Below are 23,446 nucleotides of genomic sequence, written 5' to 3'. Positions count from 1 at the left end.
AGGAAAAAACCGGGAGTATTCTGGCTGAATTGTGATAAGACGATTAACATCTTAGGGTGCGCTGAAGTACGCTATGGGGTTGCATGATAATAACCAGAAACAGGGAGTAACATGACAATCCGCATAGCGATAAATGGTTTTGGCCGTATTGGCCGTAGCGTTTTACGCGCATTGTATGAATCAGGTCGTCGGGCAGAGATTTCAGTCGTTGCGATTAATGAGTTGGCTAATGCAGAAGGGATGGCCCATCTGTTGAAGTATGACTCCAGCCATGGGCGGTTTGCCTGGGATGTTCGTCAGGAATGTGACAAATTATACGTCGGGGACGATATTATCCGGCTGATACATCAGCCAGAGATTGGGCAGTTACCTTGGGGTGAGTTAGGAATTGATATTGTTCTGGATTGCAGCGGTGTGTATGGCAGCCGTGCAGATGGCGAGGCGCATTTAACCTCCGGTGCCAAAAAGGTGCTGTTTGCCCATCCCGGTGGACATGATTTGGATGCTACGGTGGTTTATGGTGTCAACCATCAAGATTTACAGGCAGAGCACCGAATTGTTTCCAACGCGTCCTGTACCACGAACTGTATTATTCCTATTATTCAGTTGCTGGATGTGGCTTATGGTATCGAATCCGGCACTGTCACCACCATTCATTCATCAATGAATGATCAGCCTGTTATTGATGCTTATCATCAGGATTTACGCCGTACCCGAGCAGCAAGTCAGTCAATTATTCCCGTTGATACTAAATTGGCGGCAGGGATTACCCGTATTTTTCCGAAGTTTTGTGACAGGTTTGAGGCCATCTCGGTACGGGTGCCAACTATCAACGTAACGGCTATTGATCTAAGCGTCAGCGTGACAAGCCCGGTTGGCGTGACTGAGGTTAACCAGCTTTTGCAAAAGGCAGCAAGAGGTTCATTTCGTGGTATAGTTGACTATACGGAATTACCATTGGTGTCGACGGATTTTAACCATGATCCGCACAGTGCGATTGTTGATTGCACTCAGACGCGAGTCAGTGGGCAGCACCTGATTAAGACGTTGGTATGGTGCGATAACGAATGGGGTTTCGCCAATAGAATGTTGGATACGACATTGGCGATGGCCAAAAGTGGTTTCTAGTATGGCATGATAACGTATTGATTTTCCGCCATTTATTGCGGTTATATCAGCGTTAATGTGCAGCTTATGCAACTTTAAAGAGAATCAACAAGAGGATTCACCATGTCTGTAATTAAGATGACCGATCTGGATCTGGCTGGTAAGCGTGTGCTGATCCGTGCGGACCTCAATGTTCCGGTAAAAGATGGCAAAGTGACTTCTGATGCGCGTATCCGTGCATCTCTGCCGACAATTGAAGCGGCACTGAAGCAAGGCGCTAAAGTAATGGTTACCTCTCACCTGGGTCGCCCGACCGAAGGCGAGTACAACGAAGAGTTCTCCTTGCTGCCAGTAGTTAACTACCTGAAAGACAAACTGTCTGCTCCGGTACGTCTGGCGAAAGATTATCTGGACGGCGTTGAAATTGCAGCTGGCGAGTTGGTTGTTTTGGAAAACGTTCGCTTTAACAAAGGCGAAAAGAAAGACGACGAAACTCTGTCCAAAAAATATGCCGCACTGTGTGATGTGTATGTGATGGATGCTTTTGGTACTGCTCACCGCGCGCAAGCTTCTACTCACGGCGTGGGTAAATTTGCACCTATCGCGTGTGCCGGCCCGCTGTTGTCAGCAGAACTGGAAGCCTTGGGCAAAGCACTGGGTAACCCAGCGCGTCCAATGGTTGCTATCGTCGGCGGTTCTAAAGTTTCAACCAAACTAACTGTACTGGGTGCGTTGTCTAAAATTGCAGACCAGCTGATTGTTGGTGGCGGTATTGCGAACACCTTCGTTGCCGCTCAAGGCCACAATGTTGGCAAATCGCTGTACGAAGCAGACCTGATTCCAGAAGCAAAACGCTTGCTGGAAACTTGCGATATCCCTGTTCCTACAGATGTGCGTGTTGCAACTGAGTTCTCTGAAACTGCCGCTGCAACATTGAAACCTGCTGATCAAATCAAAGATGATGAGCAAATTCTGGACTTGGGCGACGAATCTGCGGAGCGTCTGGCTGAGATCCTGAAAAACGCCAAAACCATTCTGTGGAATGGCCCGGTTGGTGTGTTCGAGTTCCCTAACTTCCGTAAAGGGACCGAGATTGTCGCTCGCGCCATTGCAGAGAGTGAAGCATTCTCTATCGCAGGCGGTGGTGACACTCTGGCAGCAATCGACTTGTTCGGTATTGCTGACAAAATCTCCTATATCTCCACTGGCGGCGGTGCTTTCCTTGAGTTCGTAGAAGGGAAAAAACTGCCAGCGGTTGTGATGCTGGAAGAGCGCGCTAAGCAGTAATTTAGATAACGGGGGGCGAGAGCCGCCCGTTTCGCTTTAACCGATTTACATTTAGGGCCTATCCTCTCGGGTAGCTGCTATCTTCAGTCGACGAAACAGGACAACTTACATGTCTAAAATTTTTGATTTCGTAAAACCAGGTGTCATCACAGGTGATGACGTGCAGAAAGTGTTCGCAGTAGCAAAAGAAAACAACTTTGCTCTGCCAGCAGTTAACTGTGTCGGCACCGACTCTATCAACGCAGTGCTGGAAACAGCAGCCAAAGTGCGTGCGCCAGTCATCGTTCAGTTCTCTAACGGTGGTGCAGCATTTATCGCAGGTAAAGGCGTGAAAGCAGAAGGTCAAGGCGCTGCTATTCTGGGTGCTATTTCTGGTGCCCACCATGTGCATCAAATGGCTGAGCACTATGGTGTTCCAGTTATTCTGCATACCGACCATTGCGCCAAGAAATTGCTGCCATGGTTAGACGGCTTGTTGGATGCTGGTGAGAAACACTTTGCTGCAACTGGCAAACCCCTGTTCTCTTCTCACATGATTGACTTGTCTGAAGAGTCTCTGGAAGAAAACATCGAAATTTGCAGCAAATACCTGACTCGCATGGCGAAACTGGGTATGACACTGGAAATCGAACTGGGTTGCACCGGTGGTGAAGAAGATGGCGTAGACAATAGCCACATGGACGCATCTTCTCTGTACACTCAGCCGCAAGATGTTGATTATGCTTACGAAAAACTGAACGCAATCAGCCCGCGTTTCACTATCGCGGCTTCTTTCGGTAACGTACACGGTGTTTACAAACCAGGTAACGTGAAACTGACCCCAACTATTCTGCGTGACTCTCAGGAATATGTTTCTAAGAAACACAACCTGCCGCACAACAGTCTGAACTTCGTGTTCCATGGTGGTTCAGGTTCTACTGCTGCTGAAATCAAAGAAGCGGTCAGCTACGGCGTAGTGAAAATGAATATCGACACTGACACCCAATGGGCGACGTGGGAAGGTATTCTGAACTACTACAAAAAGAATGAAGGCTATCTGCAAGGCCAACTGGGTAACCCAGAAGGCGCGGACAAACCTAACAAGAAATTCTACGATCCACGTGCATGGCTGCGTGCTGCACAGGTGACTATGATTGCTCGTTTGGAAAAAGCATTTGAAGAATTGAACGCGAAAGACGTTCTGTAATTCGATACTGCTTCACACGATATGAAAGGCCCTGCGGGGCCTTTTTTCGTCATCGGCTCTGTCTTGCATACATAAATGTCATTATCGACAAATGGATAATTATTTACCTTCGCTCGTCTTTAGCCCATAACGGCTTGCCAACCATGTCAGCTAAATCAATTAATGCCTTCATTTGATCTTCCGTCTGCACCATATCCGGCCCTCCTTGTTCACGCAGAGTTTTAATTATTGATTCCAGGCTTTGTGATGATTTTGGGTTGGTCAATTCCATCGCGGCGATAAGTTGCCCGGTACGCCCAACACCAGCACTACAATGAATCACTGGAAGTGCTTTGCACTCAGCATCAACGGCTTGACTGCCCTGTTTTTTGAAGTTATTAAGTGCCAGTTGGTGTAGTTGTGTCACCATTTCAGCTAATGTCCGTATCGCGTCTTTGTCGAACGAAGTATGATCTTGCCAGTTTTTGATATGAACGATATTTATTGGTATTGTTTTATTGTTGGCATCTTTCAATTTCATCTCATAGGCGTCAATATCAATATTATCTGTTTGCTTTGGTATCCAGGATATCAAGTCTTTCTCAATTTCCCCCTGTCTGAAATAAGTCGGATGCGGTGATTGATATGTTCCGAATGGATTATCCAACATATTGTTATCAGCAATAACGACGACTAAGGTCACGCGTTTTTCTGCCAGCATCGCTTTAAAATCATCGACGCCAGAAGCCGTAGGATACTGGCTACGTATCACCCCTTTATCTGTTCCTAGCCGTATATGGTTAGCGGGTAGAGCAATATTATTGGGTGCTATGATGGCGGTTTCCTTCGGTGTGATGATGTCTGTATATCTTTGATATTCCTGTTTTATTATTGTTTGACTGCTATCTTGCCATATTAAATCTTTCTGATGGTTTTTCAGTGACTCGAGTAGGTTTTCGGTGTCTGTTTTGGGCCGGCTATCTTTAATAGGATTCAGATTCAGATTCAGATTCAGATTCAGATTGAGGTTGAGGGTCAGGTTGGGTTGTCTAATTCTCGGCATGAATTTTTCTCTTAATGAGTGAACGGGATGGCCTAACCTCCTCATGCTAAATTTCTCCAGACAATGTTTATTCTATAAATAATCTGTTTTTTCTATGAGTTGAAAACTTACTGATAAAGCTTCAAGCAAGAGTCTTGATATTTATTTATTACTATCAAAATTGGCAACACATCCTATTGTTCGTTACCCTAAGCAGGTATGACTGCCATATTAGTCATCAATTGGTGGTGATTTTTGCGCAATCTCCCCTGTGGGGAGTTTTTTGTAGGATGGTTAAAATGGAAGAACTAAACGTAGTTGATAGCATCAATGAAGCCAGTACCTGGTTTGTTGATAATCAAGATTTACTGATTCAATATGCCGTCAATCTTGTTGCGGCGTTGTTGATCCTGATTGTCGGCTCGATCATTGCCAAGGTCGTTTCGGGCATGCTTGGCCGAGTCATGAAATTACGTGGTATTGATATCACGGTTGCTGATTTTCTGGCGGCCATGGCGCGCTACAGTATTCTGGCCTTTACCATTGTGGCAGTGCTTGGCCGTCTTGGGGTACAAACCGCGTCGGTGATTGCGGTCATTGGTGCTGCCGGTTTGGCTGTGGGTTTGGCGCTACAAGGCTCACTGTCCAACTTTGCTGCGGGTGTATTGCTAGTGGCCTTCCGTCCGTTTAAAGCGGGTGAGTATGTTGATCTGGGCGGTGTCGCCGGGACTGTGGTACAGGTGCAGATTTTCTCAACCACTCTCCGTACTGTTGACGACAAAATTATTGTGGTGCCGAATGGCAAAATTATTGCTAACAACATAATCAATACAAGCCGTGAACCTAATCGCCGTACTGATATGGTCATCGGCGTTGCCTATGATGCTGATATTGATGTAGTGAAGAAAGTGCTGGGTGACATCATTGCAGCTGATACTCGCATCATGCATGACAAGGGGGTTACCGTGCGCCTGAATGAGATGGCGGCTTCGTCATTAAACTTCACTGTGCGTGTCTGGACCACCAATGGCGATGCAATGGATGTGTATTGGGATCTGATGGAGAACTTCAAACGCGCGCTGGATGCCAATAAAATCGGTATTCCTTACCCGCAGATGGATGTGCATTTGCATCAGGTCGCAACTGCAGAATCTAATACGCCAGCATAAAAATAAATGATGTCGATACGGGCTGTTATTAGGCCCGTTTCTCTCATTTTTTTCCCTCACACCCGCCTCTATTCGCTGATTATTAGTTTTACTTATAGTTGATAAGAAATATCAATTTCCTCTGATGATTATCTCCCCGTAATATGCAGCTAATCGCTTTCCTATTTCCTCGGTCAATACTGAGGATTATTTAAAGGTAACAGTATGTTAGCTGTCTATTTGCAAGGTTTTGCCCTCAGCGCCGCCATGATTTTACCCCTTGGGCCACAAAATGCTTTTGTGATGAATCAGGGCATTAAGCGGCAACACCACCTAATGAGCGCCGGACTTTGTGCTCTCAGTGACATCATCTTGATTTGCGCCGGTATTTTTGGCGGCAGCGCTTTATTGAGCCGCTCACCATTGTTGTTGGCACTGGTCACTTGGGGTGGAGTGGCATTTTTGTTGTGGTATGGCTGGGGAGCACTGGTAGCCGCCTGGCGGGGAGGGAATTCCTCATCCTCTGCTGGCGCGGGTGCTCAGGGGCGCTGGCCCATCATCGTCACACTATTAGCAGTAACCTGGCTTAACCCGCATGTCTATCTGGATACCTTTGTGGTGCTGGGGAGCTTGGGAGGGCAGTTATTACCGGATGTTCGGCCTTGGTTTGCTTTGGGGGCGGTGAGTGCATCAGTTACCTGGTTTTTTGCTCTGGCACTCCTCGCGGCGTGGTTATCACCATGGCTGAATCGCCCAAGCTCACAGCGAGTGATCAATTTGCTGGTGGGCGGCGTGATGTGGTTTATTGCTTTTCAGTTGGCACAACAGGGATTAAACCTGTGAATTTTTATCACTAATCTGAATCTCATGCTTCGTAAGATATGCTACGGTTGATGTGTTAATAGGATTACCGACGGCGAATGAATCACCTTGTCAATGAGATGCCAACGAGTGTAATTAACTGCAAATATATTTGTGACTAATTGAATTCACTGGTTATCTAATGGCAACAGATTTATTTGTCATGCATATTTTAGGAGGCTCCGTGAAGTTGAAGACATTGGCTTTGGCCGCAATGATGGGATTAGGGACGTTACCTTTGGCGCTACAAGTTCAAGCCGCCGAAGTGCCAGAAGGGCCGCATGTTGTCACCTCCGGCACCGCCAGTGTTGATGCGACTCCAGATATCGCCACTATTGCTATTGAAGTCAGCGTATCTGCCAAAGATGCGGCTGATGCTAAAAAGCAGGCGGATACCCGTGTAGCGCAATATTTTGATTTCCTACGTAAAAGTGGCATTGATAAAAAAGATATCAATGCTGCCAATATCCGTACCCAACCTGAATACGATTACCAGAAAACCGGTGAGGCGGTATTGAAAGGCTACCGTGCGGTGCGTCAGGTTCAGGTGACACTGCGCCAGCTTGATAAATTGAATGAGTTACTGGATGGGGCGCTAAAATCGGGCCTAAATGAGATTCGTGCTGTGGAACTGGGTGTGGCTAATCCGGAGACTTACCGTGAGCAAGCACGTAAAAAAGCTATCGAGAATGCCATTAGCCAGGCGGGGTCTCTGGCCGAAGGATTTAAGGTTAAACTGGGGCCGGTTTACAGCATTCGCTATCATGTCGCTAACTACCAGCCAATGCCGGTAGCGCGCATGTTCAAGAGTGCTGAAGCCGCACCAGCTAATGATGCTGCTCAAACTTACGAACAGCAGACCATCCATTTTGATGATCAAGTTGATGTCGTGTTTGAACTGAAAACCAGTGCTAACACGCCGACAACTGCTGCTAAATAAGCTAGTCTTGCCGTAATACCTGACGCCCGTAAGATAACAGGGCGTCAGTAACCTTCCTCATCGTCCGGCTTTCTGGCGCAAATCGATGCCAGAACAACATTCGCCGCTGCAATAACCCCGGCGTCAGATTAATTAGCTCACCGGATGCCAGCTCTTTTTCGATTTGCAGATGCGGGATCATACAGCAGGTGGTGCCTTGCCTTGCCAACTGCACAAATGCTTCTGACGAATTAACGATATGGCAGGGCACACTCCCCGGCGATAAATCGAAATTTTGCTGCAAAAACGCCTGATGCATATCATCCAAATGGTCAAAAGCCACCGCTGGCGCTTTCAGCAATGCTGAGCGGGTCACGCCATTGGGGAAGTAACGTTCGGCAAAGGGTTTGGATGCGACAAACAGATAATCCAGTGCGCCGAGTTGATCGACTAAGCAGCTGGGAAGCGGTTGAGGTTGGATACTGACCGCGCCCACAACCTCACCACGGCGCAGCCGTTCTTGAGTTCGGGTTTCATCTTCGACTTGTAAATTCAGCCGAATAGGGGAGTCTACCAATACCGATTTTAACGCCGGTAATAGCCAAGTTGCCAGGCTGTCGGCGTTGACCGCCAATGACAGCAATAGCGGAGTATCCCCGCCGTTATCATTGCCGAGCCACTCTTCTTCCAGCAATTCAACCTGATGCAGCAAGGCGAGCAATTTCTGCCCTTGTTCCGTTGGTCGGGGGGGCACAGTGCGCACCAACAGCGGCTGACCAAACAGGTTTTCCAACTGCTTAATGCGCTGAGATACCGCCGATTGGGTGATACAGAGCTTTTGTGCAGCGCGTTCAAAACCGCGCTCACGGATCACCGCGTCCAGCGCTTGTAGCGTACGGTAGTCTGGGCGTTTCATCGGAGTCATCTCTCCAAATATTTAAGTTAATACCGCACTATGCCACATTTTGAGCATTTTTCTATGTTGGAATGCCGCAAGGCTCGCCACAAATAAACCGACATAACTGTGATCTAGCTAAAATTAACCACCTTGCAGGCGGGCTTTATTGCGATGTTTTATCACGTATATGCTCTATAATGACGTCAGGTTTTCTTTCACATCAAGGCGTGAACATACCATGACTCAGGATGAACTTAAAAAAGCAGTGGGCTGGGCAGCATTAGATTATGTTAAACCCGGCACTATCGTGGGGGTCGGCACTGGCTCTACTGCGGCACATTTTATTGATGCCCTTGGCTCTATCAAAAATCAAATTGAAGGGGCAGTTTCCAGCTCAGACGCCTCTACCGCCAAGCTAAAAAGTTATGGCATTCAGGTATTTGATTGCAACGAAGTCGATGTGTTGGATATCTATGTCGATGGCGCTGATGAAATTAATGATCAAATGCAGATGATAAAAGGCGGCGGTGCAGCACTGACTCGCGAGAAAATCATTGCGGCTATTGCTCGTAAGTTTATCTGTATTGCCGATGCCTCTAAGCAGGTCGGTGTGTTGGGTAAGTTCCCGCTGCCGGTCGAAGTTATCCCAATGGCGCGTTCTTATGTCGCCCGCGAGCTGGTCAAATTGGGTGGGCTACCTGAATATCGTCAGAATGTCGTGACTGATAATGGCAACATTATTTTAGATGTTCATAATCTGACTATTTTGGATGCCATTGCGTTAGAAAATAAAATTAATGGTATCGCCGGGGTTGTCACTGTTGGGCTATTTGCCAATCGTGGTGCTGATGTGGCATTGATTGGTACTGCCGACGGTGTTAAGACTGTCGTCCTGAAATGATCGACTAAACCTTGCTCAGGGTGTGGTTTATTGACTTCACCCTGATAATTTTTGTCTTTAAATATCTTTTCTTAAAATGGTTAAATTTGGTGATATATATCACATTTTCTCATTTCATTTTCTTAACCTGCCATTAACTCTCTCTCCGCCAGTTTTTTATTCCATAAATTAACACTTGCGCTATTTGTTCTGCTGATAGGCAAGCAATCGTTTGTATTGCTGCCCGCGTAATATTTGTTATGTTGACAGGGTGCTGACCGGATTCATTCGATATCGGCAGCCACATCTGAAGTCTGAAAATAGGGTCGGGGACATGGCAAAAGTATCACTGGAGAAAGACAGAATTAAGTTTCTGTTAGTGGAAGGGGTTCACCAGAGCACGGTCGATAATCTGCGTGCAGCCGGTTATAGCAATATTGAATATCATAAAGGTGCCTTAGACACCGAATCACTGAAAGAATCTATTCGTGATGCTCACTTCATCGGGATCCGATCGCGCACGCATCTGTCCGAGGAAGTTTTTGCTGCAGCAGAAAAATTAGTTGCAGTAGGCTGTTTCTGTATCGGTACTAATCAGGTTGATTTAAACGCGGCGACCAAACGTGGTGTGCCAGTATTCAATGCGCCTTTCTCCAATACCCGTTCGGTAGCCGAAATGGTACTGGGCGAGTTGCTGCTGATGTTCCGGGGCATTCCGTCTGCTAATGCCAAAGCACACCGTGGCGAGTGGAATAAGCTGGCGGTAGGCTCCTATGAAGCCCGTGGCAAGAAACTGGGTATCATTGGTTATGGTCATATTGGTATTCAGCTGGGTATTCTGGCGGAAAGTGTTGGTATGAAAGTATTCTTCTACGATATTGAAAATAAACTGTCGTTGGGGAACGCGCAGCAGGTTCGTCACCTGTCTGATTTGCTGAATATGAGTGATGTGATTAGCCTGCATGTGCCGGAAAATCACTCCACCAAGAATATGATTGGCCCTGAGCAATTGGCACTGATGAAGCCGGGCGCGATGCTGATTAATGCTTCACGCGGGACGGTCGTTGATATTCCTGCGTTGTGTGATGCATTGGCCAGTAATCATTTGGCGGGCGCGGCAATTGATGTTTTCCCTGAAGAGCCGGCGACCAACAAAGACCCGTTCAATTCACCATTGTGCGAGTTTGATAATGTGTTATTGACCCCGCATATCGGTGGTTCCACTCAGGAAGCACAGGAAAATATCGGTGATGAAGTGGCTGGCAAGCTGGCGAAGTATTCCGACAACGGCTCAACGCTGTCTGCGGTTAACTTCCCGGAAGTTTCTTTGCCCGCTCATGGTGACAATACTCGCCGTTTGTTGCACATCCACGAGAACCGTCCAGGTATCCTGACCAGCATCAACAAAATCTTTGCTGAGCAGAACGTCAATATTGCCGCGCAGTATTTGCAAACCAGCGCTGACATCGGTTATGTCGTTATCGATGTTGAAACTGATGATGCAGAGAATGCGGAAAAAGCATTGCAGGCGATGAAGGCAATTCCAGGGACTATTCGCGCGCGTTTGCTCTATTGATAAGCGCTGTATTGAATGACTGAGCACCCGCTATCTATCTGGTCGCGGGTGTTTTTTTATATTAAAGGGCTATTTCTCACCATCGCCAGATTTTTTCCGGCGTAACAATCTCTGGCAACGGCACATCCCAATGTTCACTTGGTAAGTGCTCAACCCGCTGGCAATCATGCGCCAGACCAAGAGGATAGGGGCCACCTTGCTGCCAGTTTTGCAGTGTACGGTCATAGAAGCCCCCTCCCATCCCTAAACGCTGCCCTAGGCTATCAAATGCCACTAGCGGGGTTATCACCACATCTAATTGATTTAAGGGCAGCACATCGCGCACGTCTAATTGAGGTTCTAGAATTTTCAAGCGATTGCGAATGAGTTGGCTATCAGGACGATAGTGGAGAAACAACAGATTACCGGGGCTGAAAGGGTGGAGAACAGGGAGATAAACCCGTTTTTTCTGCTGCCACAATAATTCAATCACCGGAGTGGTATTCAATTCTCCATCAAAAGACAGAAATACTGCAACAGTATTGGCCTGCTGAATTTTATTGTGGGAAGCGATGTGTTTAGCCGCGGAATTAGCAGAGTGCTGTTGTTGCTCGGGAGTCAAAAGACGCCGACGCTCACGAATGTCACTGCGAATTTTCTGCCGCTCAAGGGCATATTGCGGATTCAAAGGCATGTTATTGACTTAAAAAAGTAGAAAACTGCCTGTATCAACACAAACGTGATAACTGAAAAAACAAGTTACACGATTAGAAAGGGATCTCCGAGATGCCGTCGCAGGCTGTAACCCTTGAACCCATGGTTCAAGGTGAACGCAGCGTCGCAACCTTAAGGCTTCTCGGCGGACCGAGCATGCGCACCAGTTACGGAGTCGCTACATTCTGTTGGTATTAAATATCGGCTCAGGGGACTGGCCCGCTGACAAACATCTCAGAGAAATTCTTTACTCACTGTCGAATCTATCATTCAACAGAGATTTATTCAAACTGTGCATCCTGACGTTCAGAGATGCGACCCTGTTCAAGCAATGCCTGTTCAATGGTCTGTTGTAACATCCGAATACGTTGCTCCATATTGGATGCATAGTCACGGGTTTTCAATCTTTCCTGAGCTAATTCGTGACATACGTTCAATGCCGCGATGAAAACTAACTGCTCAGTATTGGTGACTCTAGTGCGAACTTTCAGATCTTGCAATCGTTGGTTAAGATCTTCTGCGGCCATGTTCAACGCATCTTGTTGTTCTGGCGGACAATTAACTCTTAACGAGCGACCAAAAATTTGTATATCTACTGGTTGTGCAGACATGCGACCTTCCTGACTAATTTCGCGCCAGCTCTGAAAACCAGAGGCAAATTGCTCGTAGCTGCAAAGCGGGCGTCACTATATATACCTCGATACCAAGATTCAAGCCCTAATCCCTGACATCTTTCCAGCTGCGGATATATACCCGCGGTTGCTTACTGCCTTCCTGCATCTTGAAATCTATAGGGTATAGCGCGTTGCGTTTTCTGGTATAGCGACCTTTCTTGGTGGTAGCATAACACGAACTTATCCTGCCAACGATGACCAATAAGCATGTCTATAGAGAATACATTACCAACTTACCAATCAATTGCCCTGGCATTGAGCCAGCAAGCCGTGGCATTAACCCCTGCTGAAATGCATGGCTTGATCAGCGGTATACTTTGCGGAGGCAGTAAAGACGATGGTTGGCGCACTCTGGTGCATGACCTCACCAACGAGGGCGTCGCCTTTTCGCAAGCCCTTGGTTTGCCGTTACAACAGTTACATGAAGCAACACAAGAAGCACTGGAAAACGAAGGTTTTATGTTCCAGTTGCTGATTCCTGAAGGGGAAGAGGTGACTGTTTTTGACCGAGCTGATGCGTTATCAGGCTGGGTGAACCATTTTCTGCTTGGGCTTGGAATGCTGCAACCGAAGTTGGCGCAAGTGAAAGACGAAGTGGGTGAGGCCATTGATGATTTGCGTAATATTGCTCAGTTAGGATATGACGAAGATGAGGATCAGGAAGAACTGGCTCAATCATTGGAAGAGGTGATTGAGTATGTCCGTGTTGCGGCTATCTTGTGCCATATCGAATTTACTCAAGAGAAACCAACGGCCCCGGAAGTCCGTAAGCCGACCTTACACTAAACACGCAGTATCGCGCGCAGAATGATGAAAATCGGATATTTCAGGAGGGTGTAATGACTCAGCAAGAATACCAAAATCGCCGTCAGGCACTGTTGGCGAAGATGGCTCCGGGCAGTGCCGCAATTATTTTTGCCGCGCCAGAGGCCACGCGCAGTGCGGATTCTGAATATCCTTATCGGCAGAATAGCGATTTTAGTTATCTGACTGGCTTCAATGAGCCGCAGGCGGTGCTGATTCTGGTGAAAAGCGACGAGACTCATAACCACAGCGTGCTGTTTAACCGGGTGCGTGATTTAACCGCTGAAATCTGGTTTGGCCGCCGCTTAGGGCAAGAGGCCGCCCCCGCTAAGTTGGGGGTCGATCGTGCACTACCTTTTGACGAAATCGACGAACAACTCTATTTGCTGCTTAATCGCCTTGATGTGATTTATCACGCGCAGGGCCAGTATGATTATGCTGATAAAATTGTGTTCGCCGCACTGGAAAGATTACGTAACGGTTTTCGTAAAAATCTACGCGCGCCAGCAACCTTAACTGACTGGCGACCATGGTTACATGAGATGCGCCTGTTTAAGTCAGAGGAAGAAATTGCTGTGATGCGTCGCGCCGGTGAAATCAGCGCATTGGCACATACCCGCGCGATGGAAAAGTGTCGGCCGGGGATGTTCGAGTACCAACTGGAGGGGGAAATTCTGCATGAGTTTACTCGCCATGGTGCGCGTTATCCGGCGTATAACACTATCGTGGGCGGCGGCGAAAATGGCTGCATTTTGCATTACACCGAAAATGAGTGTGAATTGCGCGATGGCGATTTGGTGCTGATTGATGCGGGTTGTGAATATCAGGGCTATGCCGGTGATATCACACGTACTTTCCCGGTTAATGGCCAATTCACCCCGGCCCAACGCGAGATTTATGACATCGTATTAGCTTCCATCAACAAAGCACTGGAATTATTCCGACCAGGAACCAGCATCCGTGAAGTCACCGAGCAGGTAGTGCGGATTATGATTACCGGCTTGGTTGATTTGGGCATCCTGAAAGGCAATGTCGAACAGTTAATTGCTGAGCAGGCGCACCGGCCATTCTTTATGCACGGTTTGAGTCACTGGCTGGGGCTGGATGTACATGATGTCGGCGATTATACCAACAGTGATCGCGGCCGCATTCTTGAGCCGGGCATGGTGCTGACTATCGAGCCGGGCTTGTATATTGCTCCGGACGCAGATGTCCCATCGCAATATCGCGGGATTGGGATTCGCATTGAAGATGACATTGTGATTACTGCTGATGGTAACGAAAATCTGACCGCCAGTGTGGTTAAAGATCCCGATGAGATTGAAGCCCTTATGGCGGCGGCGAGATAACTGATGAGTGTGATAATTGTCGGTGGCGGTATGGCCGGTGCAACACTGGCGCTCGCGATTTCATCCCTGACGCAAGGGAAGATGCCGGTGGCATTGGTCGAAGCACAACTTCCTGACAGTCATCAGCACCCTGGGTTTGATGCCAGAGCTATTGCACTGGCGCAGGGTACTTGTCAGCAATTGGATAGCATCGGCCTTTGGTCGGCATTGGCAGATTGCGCTACCGCCATCGAGCATGTTCACGTCAGTGATAGCGGCCATTCCGGTTTTGTGAACCTTCGGGCACAAGATTATCGCGTTCCGGCATTGGGCCAAGTTATTGAACTGTTTGATGCCGGTAAGCGGCTATTTTCCTTGTTACAAAAAGCACCGGGCGTGACCTTATATTGCCCCGCCAAAGTGGTTGATGTGGTTCGCACGGCTGAATCTGCCACCGTGACATTGGATAATGGGCAACAGCTCAGTGCCCAATTATTGGTGGCGGCAGATGGTTCTCATTCGGCATTAGCTCATGCTTGTCATATTCAGTGGCAGCGGCAGGATTATCAGCAAATTGCGGTAATTGCCAATGTCACCACTGCCGAATTGCCCCGTGGGCGGGCTTTTGAGCGCTTTACCCGTCATGGGCCGCTGGCTTTACTCCCGATGTCTCAAGGGCGCAGTTCGTTGGTTTGGTGTCATGCCAAAGAAGACAAACAGCGGGTTGATAACTGGGATGATGCTCGTTTTCTGGCAGAGTTACAGCAAGCTTTCGGTTGGCGTCTGGGGAAAATCCTTCATGCGGGCAAACGCCACAGTTACCCACTGCAATTGCTCACTGCTTCGCGCCATGTCAGCCATCGTCTGGCATTAGTTGGTAATGCCGCCCAAACATTACATCCGATTGCAGGTCAGGGTTTTAATCTCGGTCTGCGCGATGTGATGTCACTGGCTGAAACTATTGCACAAGCGGGCGGTGATCCCGGCGATTATAAAGTACTCAGCCAATACCAACAGCGGCGGCAGCAGGACCAACAGGCCACTATTGGCGTGACAGATGGGTTAATCCGCCTGTTTGCCAACCGCTATGGGCCGCTGGTGGTGGCGCGTAATCTTGCTCTGATGTCGATGGAGCATATGCCCACCATACGTGATACTTTCGCGCGACGGACGTTAGGATGGGTTAAGCGCTAACTTTGTCTACTCTTCATATTTCTTGTTGCAGATGTGTTGGCTGCTCTCGACCACCTGAATAACTTACTGATGTAAGCTCATCGGGATAATCTCGTTTGCCGCCTTCCTGCCCCCCTGAAATCTATTGGGTATACAACGTTAGTATTTATTATAGGAACGTATCTGAATGCAATCATATGACGTGGTAATCGCTGGTGGCGGAATGGTCGGTTTGGCACTGGCTTGCGGCTTACAAGGCAGCGGCCTGCGCATAGCTGTTTTGGAGCACCAACCCGTACCCGAGCCGCTAGCAGCTCCAGTGACTGGCGAGCGGGCACTTCGGGTCTCGGCAATCAATGCAGCCAGTGAGCGCTTACTGCAAAAACTTGGCGTATGGGAGAGTATCTTAGCGCTGCGCGCCAGCCCTTATAGCGGAATGGCGGTGTGGGACCAAGACAGTTTTGGCAAAATTGCTTTCCATGCAGATGAGTATGGTTTCAGCCACCTCGGGCATGTTATTGAAAACCAAGTGATTCAGCAGGCATTATGGCAACGAGCCAGCCAATTGCTGGATGTCACCTTACTGGCCCCCGCCAGTCTCAAACAGGTGGCTTGGGGTGAAAGCGAAGCATTTATCACTCTGACAGATGACCGGATGCTCAGTGCTAAATTGGTGGTTGGGGCTGATGGTGCTCATTCTTGGTTGCGCCAACATGCTGATATTCCACTAACATTTTGGGATTATGCTCATCATGCACTGGTGGCAACCATCCGCACTGAAGAAACCCATCAGGCCACGGCGCGTCAAGTATTTCATGGCGATGGTATTCTGGCATTCCTGCCATTTAGTGACCCCCACCTTAGTTCGATTGTGTGGTCAGTGCCTCCTGAACGTGCTGTTGAGTTGGCGGCGTTGCCCGCAGAACAATTTAATCGTGAGTTGGGTATGGCGTTTGATATGCGTTTGGGGCAATGCCAGCTTGAAAGCGAGCGCCAGACCTTCCCACTGACCGGGCGTTATGCGCGCAGTTTTGCAGCACACCGGCTGGCTCTGGTGGGCGATGCCGCTCATACCGTGCATCCGTTGGCCGGGCAGGGGGTGAATCTGGGCTTTATGGATGCTGCCGAGTTGGTTTCTGAGCTGCGGCGCTTGCAGCGTCAGGGGAAAGATATCGGACAGCATCTTTACCTGCGTCGCTATGAGCGCCGCCGTAAGCACAGTGCGGCAGTCATGCTTGCCAGTATGCAGGGTTTCCGCTCACTGTTTGCGGGCAGTCATCCGGCCAAAAAGTTGTTGCGTGATATCGGGCTGACACTGGCGGACAGTTTGCCTGGCATAAAACCGCAATTAGTTCGACAGGCCATGGGGTTAAATGATTTACCTGATTGGCTGGATGAATAATCCAGCGCGCCGCTAAATTTGCCCTCAGTTGAAATAATCTAATTTCAGCATGCTTTTCGCATTAGTTTTTTTCACTCATAACCAAAACCTGATAAGTTGAATCTGATAGGGTTTTGGTTATTTAGTTATATAACATCGCCATTTTTACTGATTAATTGTTAATTCTGTGCCTCTGTGCGCAGTTTTTCAGTATAAAACTCTGCACAATACCCCTGTCTTTTGTCGTCTTAATACCTGCCATTGCCTATTTTAGCTTATGGTTACCTGATGAATTCGGTGATAACGTGGGCAAAAGGTATCGTTTGCGTAGACCCGTCATACTTCACGTTGCATGGGCGTTGGCTGTCTTCGTTCATCCCGGTCACTTACTGAGTAAGCCTCTGGGGATTCACTTAGTTGCCGCCTTCCTGCAACCCGAATTATCTAGGGTAAATGCCCGTTTATGGTGAGTTAGAGTATCAGACACTCATTACATGAAACTATTTGAGGGAGAGAGATGGCTAAGCAGACCCCGCTGTATGACCAACACGTGGCGTGCGGTGCGCGCATGGTAGATTTTCATGGCTGGATGATGCCATTGCATTATGGTTCCCAAATCGACGAGCACCATATTGTGCGCCAGGACGCCGGCATGTTTGATGTCTCGCACATGACCATTGTCGACTTGCACGGCGCTCGTACCCGCGAATTCCTGCGTTATTTATTAGCCAATGACGTAGCCAAATTGACCCAATCGGGCAAAGCCCTTTACACCGGGATGCTGAATGCCTCCGGCGGTGTTATCGATGATTTAATTGTCTACTTCCTGCGCGAAGACTATTTCCGTCTGGTGGTTAACTCCGCCACCCGAGATAAAGATCTGGAATGGATAACTCAGCATGCTAAGCCGTATCTGGTTGAAGTCACTGTGCGTGACGACTTGGCTTTGGTGGCAGTGCAAGGCCCAACAGCACAACAGAAAGTCGCGAGTTTACTGACCCCTGAGCAGCAGAAAGCAATTGCAGGAATGAAACCATTCTTTGGTATTCAGGTTGATGATTTGTTTGTTGCGACCACGGGTTATACCGGTGAAGCAGGTTATGAAATTGCGCTGCCGAAAGAGCGCGTTGTGGAATTCTGGCAACAACTGCTGGCTGCGGGTGTGAAACCTGCCGGTCTTGGCGCGCGTGACACGTTGCGTCTGGAAGCTGGTATGAATCTCTACGGCCAGGAAATGGACGAAGGCATTTCGCCGCTCGCTGCCAATATGGGCTGGACAGTGGCATGGCTGCCAGAAGATCGCCAGTTTATCGGCCGTGAAGCACTGGAACAGCAACGCAATAATGGCACTGAGCAGTTAGTCGGCTTGATCATGACTGAGAAAGGCGTATTGCGTAATGAGTTGCCGGTGCATTTTTCTGATGCTTCAGGTCACCAGCATGTTGGTGTGATAACCAGTGGTTCATTCTCACCAACACTGGGCTTTAGTATTGCTCTGGCCCGTGTTCCTGCGGGGATTGGTGACAGTGCTGTGGTGCAAATCCGTAACCGTGAAATGCCGGTGCGGGTCACAAAACCGGGTTTTGTGCGAGCGGGTAAACCGGTCGCGCTGTAAATTTAGCGGTATTATTCCGAATTCTATGAACCACACAATTGGGTTCTACGCTTTTTAAGGAGCAGCAATGAGCAATGTACCAGCAGATTTGAAATATGCATCATCTCATGAGTGGGTTCGTGCCGATGGTGATGGCGTTTATAGCGTCGGGATCACTGAGCATGCGCAAGAGCTTCTGGGCGACATGGTGTTTGTTGATTTGCCAGAAGTGGGCAGTGAAGTGTCTGCGGGCAGTGATTGTGCGGTTGCAGAGTCAGTTAAAGCCGCTTCCGACATCTATGCCCCAATCAGCGGTGAAATCATTGCAGTGAATACCGAGCTGGAAAGTTCCCCAGAACTGGTGAACAGCGCCCCTTACACGGATGGCTGGCTGTTTAGTATCAAAGCTTCAGATGAAGCTGAATTGGCGAGTTTGTTAGATGCCGAGGCTTATCAGGCGACTATCGACGAGTAAATGAACGTGGCCCCATTTTTCGGGGCCAAACTGCTGACAAACCCCGATGACTTGATCTTTGGCGGTGAGGGCTGGCAGATGAGTAAAGCGTCCATGCCAGCAATGGCGCGGCTCGCGCCTCCAGGAATGGAGTAACCGCGTCTTTACTCGCTGCTTGTTCTCTTCGTAGCTCGCACTTTGTCAACAACCCCGTCCCATGCCCTATTCAGGAATTTGTAGCAAATGACTCAGAATCTCAGCCAGCTTGAACATAACGATGCTTTTATTCAGCGCCATATCGGCTCCTCCGCTGAGCAACAGCAACAGATGTTGGCCGCCGTTGGCGCCAGCTCGTTAAGGACATTGATTCAGCAGATTGTTCCGGCAGATATCCAATTGCCCAGCCCGCCGCCGGTGGGTGATGCTGCGACTGAACATCAGGCGCTGGCAGAACTTAAAGGGATTGCCAGCCAGAATCAGCGCTATAAATCTTATATTGGCATGGGCTATAGCCCCGTTCTGACACCGCCAGTTATCCTGCGTAATATGCTGGAAAACCCGGGTTGGTACACCGCTTACACCCCTTATCAGCCAGAAGTTTCACAAGGGCGTCTTGAAGCATTGCTGAATTTCCAGCAACTAACCCAAGACTTGACCGGTCTGGATCTGGCCTCCGCTTCTTTGCTGGATGAAGCTACTGCGGCAGCTGAATCCATGGCGTTGGCGAAACGTGCCAGTAAGCTCAAAGACGCTAATCGATTTTTCGTCGCCGATGATGTACATCCACAAACATTGGATGTGGTACGCACGCGCGCTGAAACCTTTGGCTTTGAAGTGATTGTTGACCGCGCAGAAAAAGTGTTGGAGCTGGAAGGTATTTTTGGTGTGCTGTTGCAACAAGTTGGTACCACTGGCGAATTACATGACTATTCAGCGCTGCTGTCTGAGCTGAAAAAACGCAAAGTTATTACCAGCGTTGCCGCCGATATTATGGCATTAGTGCTGCTGACAGCGCCGGGTAAACAGGGCGCTGACGTGGTATTTGGCTCGGCTCAGCGTTTTGGCGTGCCAATGGGCTACGGTGGCCCACATGCTGCTTTCTTTGCCTGTCGTGATGAATTTAAGCGCTCGATGCCAGGCCGCATTATTGGCGTCTCGCGCGATGCGGCTGGCAATACCGCGCTGCGTATGGCGATGCAAACTCGTGAGCAACATATTCGCCGCGAGAAAGCCAACTCTAATATCTGTACCTCTCAGGTGTTACTGGCCAATATTGCCAGTTTGTACGCGGTTTATCATGGCCCGCAAGGGTTACAGCGTATTGCTGGTCGTATTCACCGAATGACTGATATTCTGGCTGCGGGCTTGCAACAAGCCGGTCTAACTCTGCGTTTCCAGCATTGGTTCGATACATTAACTGTCGAAGTTAAAGACAAAGCCGCCGTATTGGCCCATGCATTGAGTTTCGGTATTAATTTACGCACTGATATTCATGGTGCAGTTGGTATCACGCTGGACGAAACCACTTCTCGCGACGATATTCAGACTCTTTTCACCCTGTTGGCCGGTGATAATCATGGTTTGGATATTGATGAACTTGATGCCAAAGTCAGCCAAAATAGCCAGTCGATTCCAGCAGCAATGTTGCGACAAGATCCGATTCTGACTCACCCAGTCTTTAACCGTTACCACAGTGAAACCGAAATGATGCGTTATATGCATCGTTTAGAGCGCAAAGATTTGGCGCTGAATCAGGCGATGATCCCGCTAGGCTCTTGCACCATGAAGTTGAATGCCGCGGCTGAAATGATCCCGATCACTTGGCCTGAATTTGCCGAATTGCACCCATTCTGCCCGCCGGAGCAAGCGGCGGGTTACCAGCAAATGATTGGTCAGTTGTCACAATGGTTGGTGCAATTGACCGGTTATGACGCGGTTTGTATGCAACCAAACTCTGGCGCGCAAGGCGAATATGCAGGTTTGCTGGCTATCCGCCGCTATCATGAAAGCCGCAATCAGGCGAGCCGTCATATCTGTTTGATCCCAAGCTCTGCTCACGGCACTAACCCGGCATCTGCACAAATGGCCGGTATGTCAGTGGTCGTGGTCGCTTGCGATAAGCAAGGTAATATTGATTTGCACGACTTGCGCCAAAAAGCCGGCGAAGCCGGTGATGAGCTCTCTTGCATTATGGTGACTTACCCGTCAACTCACGGCGTGTATGAAGAAACTATCCGTGAAGTTTGTCAGATAGTTCATCAGTTTGGTGGGCAGGTTTATCTCGATGGCGCGAATATGAATGCGCAAGTGGGGATTACCACTCCGGGCTATATCGGCGCTGATGTATCACACCTCAACTTGCACAAAACTTTCTGCATCCCACATGGTGGTGGCGGTCCGGGTATGGGGCCAATTGGTGTCAAAGCCCATTTGGCGCCTTTTGTTCCGGGCCATAGCGTGGTGCAAATTGATGGCATGACGACCCAACAAGGCGCAGTTTCAGCGGCGCCATTTGGTAGCGCATCCATTTTACCTATCAGTTGGATGTATATCCGCATGATGGGAGCCGATGGCCTGAAACAAGCCAGTCAGGTTGCTATTTTGAATGCGAACTACATTGCGACGCGCCTGAAAGAAGCATATCCGGTGCTGTATACCGGCCATGATGGCCGTGTGGCACATGAATGTATTCTGGATATTCGCCCGCTGAAAGAAGCAACAGGGATCAGCGAGATGGATATCGCCAAGCGCTTGATTGACTTCGGTTTCCATGCGCCAACGATGTCCTTCCCGGTCGCGGGCACACTGATGGTGGAGCCGACAGAATCTGAAAGTAAAGTCGAGTTGGACCGCTTTATCGATGCCATGCTGGCTATCCGTGCGGAAATCGAGAAAGTTGCCCGTGGTGAATGGCCACTGGAAGATAACCCGTTAGTGAATGCGCCGCATACTCAGGCTGAGCTGGTTGGTGATTGGCAGCACCCTTACAGCCGAGAGTTGGCGGTGTTCCCGATTGCGGGTGTGATGGAGAATAAATACTGGCCGACCGTGAAACGTCTGGATGATGTGTACGGCGACCGTAATCTGTTCTGCTCATGTGTACCAATCAGTGACTACGAATAAATACATGTGTTAAATAACAAAGGGGTCGCGTAAGCGGCCCTTTTGCTTTGTGGATGACAATCAATGGTATTTGCCATATCTCACTATCAATGACTACGCTTATTTTTCGTTATACAAATAGTGAGCATGAATATTATGGTAAGCCATCAGTTTATCGGCAGTTGGTCACTGATTTCACAGCACTTTACTTTGCCGGACGGCAGTATTCATTATCCGATGGGGCAGCAAATGTCTGGTCGAATTAATTATGAAAAACAAGGTACTATGGCTGCTCAGTTATACTGCGGTGGTAGACTGAACTTTGCTTCTGAAGACTGGCTGCAAGGCAGTGATGATGAGATAAAAAATGCCTTTATCAGCGCGCTAACTTATTTTGGTCGATACAAAATCGATGAACAACAAGCCACCGTTACACATTTTATTGAAGGCAGTTTATTTCCCAACTGGGTAGGTAGCCAGCAACTTCGCTATTATCAATTCGAAGAAAATCGCTTAACACTTCGCACACCACCGCTGCAAATGAACAATTCTGCGCTGGTTGGGGTACTCATTTGGGAAAAAATTCACCGTTAAGTATGGAGCAGGGATATGCATAAGAAAGTCGCATTAGTGACCGGGGGGAGCCGGGGGATTGGTCGTGCCACAGCATTGCTATTAGCCAAACACGGCTATCGTGTCGCGGTTAATTATATCAATGATGAGCAAGCTGCCCGGCAGGTCGTCGCAGAAATTGCCGCCGCGGGCGGGTTGGCGGTGGCAATACAGGCCGATATTGCCGATGAATATCAAGTCATTGCACTATTTGAAAAGCTTGAAGCACAGCTCGGGCCGATCACTGCGCTGGTCAATAATGCCGGTATTTTGTTCCCGCAAACCACCATCGAGGGGCTGACGGCTGAGCGCATTAATCGGGTGCTGAGCACTAATGTGACGGGATACTTTTTATGCAGTCGCGAAGCAGTCAAACGCATGGCATTTCGTCATGGTGGCAATGGTGGTGCGATTGTTAATGTCTCTTCTGCCGCGGCCCGCCTTGGCGCACCGGGCGAGTATTTAGATTATGCCGCCTCCAAGGGCGCAATCGATACATTGACCACCGGCCTGTCACTAGAGGTGGCGGCTGAGGGGATTAGGGTTAATGGAGTACGGCCAGGCCTTATCTACACTGATATTCATGCCAGTGGGGGGGAGCCGGGGCGGGTTGACCGAATCCAAAGTTTGTTACCCATGAAACGTGGCGGTCAGCCACATGAAGTGGCAGAAGCAATTATCTGGTTGTTGTCAGACAATGCTTCTTATGTCACTGGCAGTGTGTTGGATTTAGCGGGTGGGAAATAAG

21 protein-coding genes and 1 other RNA gene are annotated in these 23,446 nt (G+C 48.8%); 17 read left to right on the top strand and 5 right to left on the bottom strand.

Translation table 11 applies throughout. From position 1 onward, the window contains the following. Positions 1-111 precede the first annotated feature (111 nt). The 3 genes from epd (at position 112) to fbaA (ending at position 3,580) form a co-directional block, all read left to right on the top strand. Positions 112-1,128 carry an erythrose-4-phosphate dehydrogenase gene (gene epd / locus F0T03_RS17355; RefSeq protein ID WP_145553139.1) on the top strand — a complete coding sequence of 339 codons (1,017 nt, stop codon included), beginning with the start codon at positions 112-114 and terminating at the stop codon, positions 1,126-1,128. Between the two features lie 102 nt (positions 1,129-1,230). Beyond that, a complete protein-coding gene (gene pgk / locus F0T03_RS17350) occupies positions 1,231-2,394 on the top strand; it encodes a phosphoglycerate kinase (RefSeq protein WP_145553137.1) in 1,164 nt (387 codons plus the stop codon). A 109-nt stretch (positions 2,395-2,503) separates the two neighbouring features. Further along, positions 2,504-3,580 carry a class II fructose-bisphosphate aldolase gene (gene fbaA, locus F0T03_RS17345; protein WP_145553135.1) on the top strand — a complete coding sequence of 359 codons (1,077 nt, stop codon included), beginning with the start codon at positions 2,504-2,506 and terminating at the stop codon, positions 3,578-3,580. Between the two features lie 103 nt (positions 3,581-3,683). Here the strand turns inward: fbaA and F0T03_RS17340 are convergent, their stop codons facing one another. Further along, positions 3,684-4,622, bottom strand: a complete 939-nt coding sequence (locus tag F0T03_RS17340) for a protein-tyrosine phosphatase family protein (protein WP_159679708.1) — start codon at positions 4,620-4,622, stop codon at positions 3,684-3,686. Positions 4,623-4,900: 278 nt separating this feature from the next. Between F0T03_RS17340 and mscS the strand changes: the two genes are divergently transcribed. The 3 genes from mscS to F0T03_RS17325 all read left to right on the top strand — a co-directional run bounded on the left by mscS (position 4,901) and on the right by F0T03_RS17325 (position 7,550). Beyond that, entirely contained in the window at positions 4,901-5,770 is an 870-nt protein-coding gene (gene mscS / locus F0T03_RS17335; protein ID WP_159679705.1) for a small-conductance mechanosensitive channel MscS, read from the top strand. A gap of 204 nt (positions 5,771-5,974) precedes the next feature. Further along, positions 5,975-6,592 (top strand): arginine exporter ArgO, encoded by a 618-nt coding sequence (gene argO, locus F0T03_RS17330; protein WP_159679703.1) that lies wholly within the window; start codon positions 5,975-5,977, stop codon positions 6,590-6,592. A gap of 202 nt (positions 6,593-6,794) precedes the next feature. Then, positions 6,795-7,550, top strand: coding sequence for an oxidative stress defense protein (locus F0T03_RS17325; RefSeq protein WP_145553129.1), 756 nt, complete (start codon positions 6,795-6,797; stop codon positions 7,548-7,550). 1 nt (position 7,551) lies between these two features. On the opposite strand, the gene F0T03_RS17320 is transcribed toward F0T03_RS17325, so the two are convergent. Continuing rightward, positions 7,552-8,445, bottom strand: coding sequence for a LysR family transcriptional regulator ArgP (locus F0T03_RS17320; protein ID WP_145553127.1), 894 nt, complete (start codon positions 8,443-8,445; stop codon positions 7,552-7,554). A gap of 220 nt (positions 8,446-8,665) precedes the next feature. Here F0T03_RS17320 and rpiA point away from each other — a divergent pair, with 220 nt between their 5' ends. Both rpiA and serA read left to right on the top strand, forming a co-directional pair. Then, entirely contained in the window at positions 8,666-9,328 is a 663-nt protein-coding gene (gene rpiA / locus F0T03_RS17315; protein ID WP_145553125.1) for a ribose-5-phosphate isomerase RpiA, read from the top strand. A gap of 313 nt (positions 9,329-9,641) precedes the next feature. Then, a complete protein-coding gene (gene serA, locus F0T03_RS17310) occupies positions 9,642-10,883 on the top strand; it encodes a phosphoglycerate dehydrogenase (RefSeq protein ID WP_145553123.1) in 1,242 nt (413 codons plus the stop codon). Positions 10,884-10,959: 76 nt separating this feature from the next. Here serA and F0T03_RS17305 read toward each other — a convergent pair whose 3' ends face one another. The 3 genes from F0T03_RS17305 to zapA form a co-directional block, all read right to left on the bottom strand. Next, the gene (locus F0T03_RS17305; protein WP_159679701.1) at positions 10,960-11,556 is read right to left on the bottom strand and encodes a 5-formyltetrahydrofolate cyclo-ligase; all 597 of its coding nucleotides are present in this window, start codon (positions 11,554-11,556) and stop codon (positions 10,960-10,962) included. An 80-nt stretch (positions 11,557-11,636) separates the two neighbouring features. After that, positions 11,637-11,820, bottom strand: a non-coding RNA gene (gene ssrS / locus F0T03_RS17300) — 6S RNA. A gap of 37 nt (positions 11,821-11,857) precedes the next feature. Beyond that, complete coding sequence (gene zapA / locus F0T03_RS17295) at positions 11,858-12,187, bottom strand: cell division protein ZapA (RefSeq protein ID WP_004706812.1); 330 nt, start codon at positions 12,185-12,187, stop codon at positions 11,858-11,860. Between the two features lie 270 nt (positions 12,188-12,457). Between zapA and F0T03_RS17290 the strand changes: the two genes are divergently transcribed. From F0T03_RS17290 to F0T03_RS17250, 9 genes are all read left to right on the top strand, one after another. Beyond that, positions 12,458-13,036, top strand: a complete 579-nt coding sequence (locus F0T03_RS17290) for a YecA/YgfB family protein (RefSeq protein WP_159679698.1) — start codon at positions 12,458-12,460, stop codon at positions 13,034-13,036. A gap of 53 nt (positions 13,037-13,089) precedes the next feature. Continuing rightward, a complete protein-coding gene (gene pepP / locus F0T03_RS17285; RefSeq protein WP_159679696.1) occupies positions 13,090-14,403 on the top strand; it encodes a Xaa-Pro aminopeptidase in 1,314 nt (437 codons plus the stop codon). A 3-nt stretch (positions 14,404-14,406) separates the two neighbouring features. Then, on the top strand, positions 14,407-15,576 hold the full coding sequence (gene ubiH, locus F0T03_RS17280) for a 2-octaprenyl-6-methoxyphenyl hydroxylase (RefSeq protein WP_159679694.1): 1,170 nt from the start codon (positions 14,407-14,409) through the stop codon (positions 15,574-15,576). A 166-nt stretch (positions 15,577-15,742) separates the two neighbouring features. Further along, complete coding sequence (gene ubiI, locus F0T03_RS17275) at positions 15,743-16,957, top strand: FAD-dependent 2-octaprenylphenol hydroxylase (protein WP_159679692.1); 1,215 nt, start codon at positions 15,743-15,745, stop codon at positions 16,955-16,957. Between the two features lie 496 nt (positions 16,958-17,453). Continuing rightward, positions 17,454-18,551, top strand: coding sequence for a glycine cleavage system aminomethyltransferase GcvT (gene gcvT / locus F0T03_RS17270; protein WP_159679690.1), 1,098 nt, complete (start codon positions 17,454-17,456; stop codon positions 18,549-18,551). A gap of 67 nt (positions 18,552-18,618) precedes the next feature. Next, positions 18,619-19,005, top strand: coding sequence for a glycine cleavage system protein GcvH (gene gcvH, locus F0T03_RS17265; protein WP_025377123.1), 387 nt, complete (start codon positions 18,619-18,621; stop codon positions 19,003-19,005). A gap of 222 nt (positions 19,006-19,227) precedes the next feature. After that, positions 19,228-22,107, top strand: coding sequence for an aminomethyl-transferring glycine dehydrogenase (gene gcvP / locus F0T03_RS17260; protein WP_159679687.1), 2,880 nt, complete (start codon positions 19,228-19,230; stop codon positions 22,105-22,107). 135 nt (positions 22,108-22,242) lie between these two features. Beyond that, entirely contained in the window at positions 22,243-22,680 is a 438-nt protein-coding gene (locus F0T03_RS17255; RefSeq protein WP_159680962.1) for a lipocalin-like domain-containing protein, read from the top strand. A 15-nt stretch (positions 22,681-22,695) separates the two neighbouring features. Further along, positions 22,696-23,445, top strand: a complete 750-nt coding sequence (locus F0T03_RS17250; protein ID WP_159679684.1) for an SDR family oxidoreductase — start codon at positions 22,696-22,698, stop codon at positions 23,443-23,445. Position 23,446: the final 1 nt, after the last annotated feature.

Origin of the sequence: Yersinia canariae, from assembly GCF_009831415.1 — a bacterium.
Lineage (GTDB): Bacteria > Pseudomonadota > Gammaproteobacteria > Enterobacterales > Enterobacteriaceae > Yersinia > Yersinia canariae.
Note: the sequence above shows the minus strand (reverse complement) of the source record. Positions and strands in the feature narration are given on the sequence as shown.

Bases quoted from the DNA above. Each gene is read 5' to 3' on its own strand.
- pgk (WP_145553137.1), top strand. From the start codon at position 1,231: ATGTCTGTAATTAAGATGACCGATCTGGATCTGGCTGGTAAGCGTGTG.
- mscS (WP_159679705.1), top strand. From the start codon at position 4,901: ATGGAAGAACTAAACGTAGTTGATAGCATCAATGAAGCCAGTACCTGG.
- epd (WP_145553139.1), top strand. From the start codon at position 112: ATGACAATCCGCATAGCGATAAATGGTTTTGGCCGTATTGGCCGTAGC.
- ubiI (WP_159679692.1), top strand. From the start codon at position 15,743: ATGCAATCATATGACGTGGTAATCGCTGGTGGCGGAATGGTCGGTTTG.
- ubiH (WP_159679694.1), top strand. From the start codon at position 14,407: ATGAGTGTGATAATTGTCGGTGGCGGTATGGCCGGTGCAACACTGGCG.
- gcvP (WP_159679687.1), top strand. From the start codon at position 19,228: ATGACTCAGAATCTCAGCCAGCTTGAACATAACGATGCTTTTATTCAG.
- fbaA (WP_145553135.1), top strand. From the start codon at position 2,504: ATGTCTAAAATTTTTGATTTCGTAAAACCAGGTGTCATCACAGGTGAT.
- F0T03_RS17340 (WP_159679708.1), bottom strand. From the start codon at position 4,622: ATGCCGAGAATTAGACAACCCAACCTGACCCTCAACCTCAATCTGAAT.
- pepP (WP_159679696.1), top strand. From the start codon at position 13,090: ATGACTCAGCAAGAATACCAAAATCGCCGTCAGGCACTGTTGGCGAAG.
- argO (WP_159679703.1), top strand. From the start codon at position 5,975: ATGTTAGCTGTCTATTTGCAAGGTTTTGCCCTCAGCGCCGCCATGATT.
- F0T03_RS17320 (WP_145553127.1), bottom strand. From the start codon at position 8,445: ATGAAACGCCCAGACTACCGTACGCTACAAGCGCTGGACGCGGTGATC.
- F0T03_RS17250 (WP_159679684.1), top strand. From the start codon at position 22,696: ATGCATAAGAAAGTCGCATTAGTGACCGGGGGGAGCCGGGGGATTGGT.
- zapA (WP_004706812.1), bottom strand. From the start codon at position 12,187: ATGTCTGCACAACCAGTAGATATACAAATTTTTGGTCGCTCGTTAAGA.
- serA (WP_145553123.1), top strand. From the start codon at position 9,642: ATGGCAAAAGTATCACTGGAGAAAGACAGAATTAAGTTTCTGTTAGTG.
- F0T03_RS17255 (WP_159680962.1), top strand. From the start codon at position 22,243: ATGGTAAGCCATCAGTTTATCGGCAGTTGGTCACTGATTTCACAGCAC.
- F0T03_RS17290 (WP_159679698.1), top strand. From the start codon at position 12,458: ATGTCTATAGAGAATACATTACCAACTTACCAATCAATTGCCCTGGCA.
- gcvH (WP_025377123.1), top strand. From the start codon at position 18,619: ATGAGCAATGTACCAGCAGATTTGAAATATGCATCATCTCATGAGTGG.
- F0T03_RS17305 (WP_159679701.1), bottom strand. From the start codon at position 11,556: ATGCCTTTGAATCCGCAATATGCCCTTGAGCGGCAGAAAATTCGCAGT.
- gcvT (WP_159679690.1), top strand. From the start codon at position 17,454: ATGGCTAAGCAGACCCCGCTGTATGACCAACACGTGGCGTGCGGTGCG.
- rpiA (WP_145553125.1), top strand. From the start codon at position 8,666: ATGACTCAGGATGAACTTAAAAAAGCAGTGGGCTGGGCAGCATTAGAT.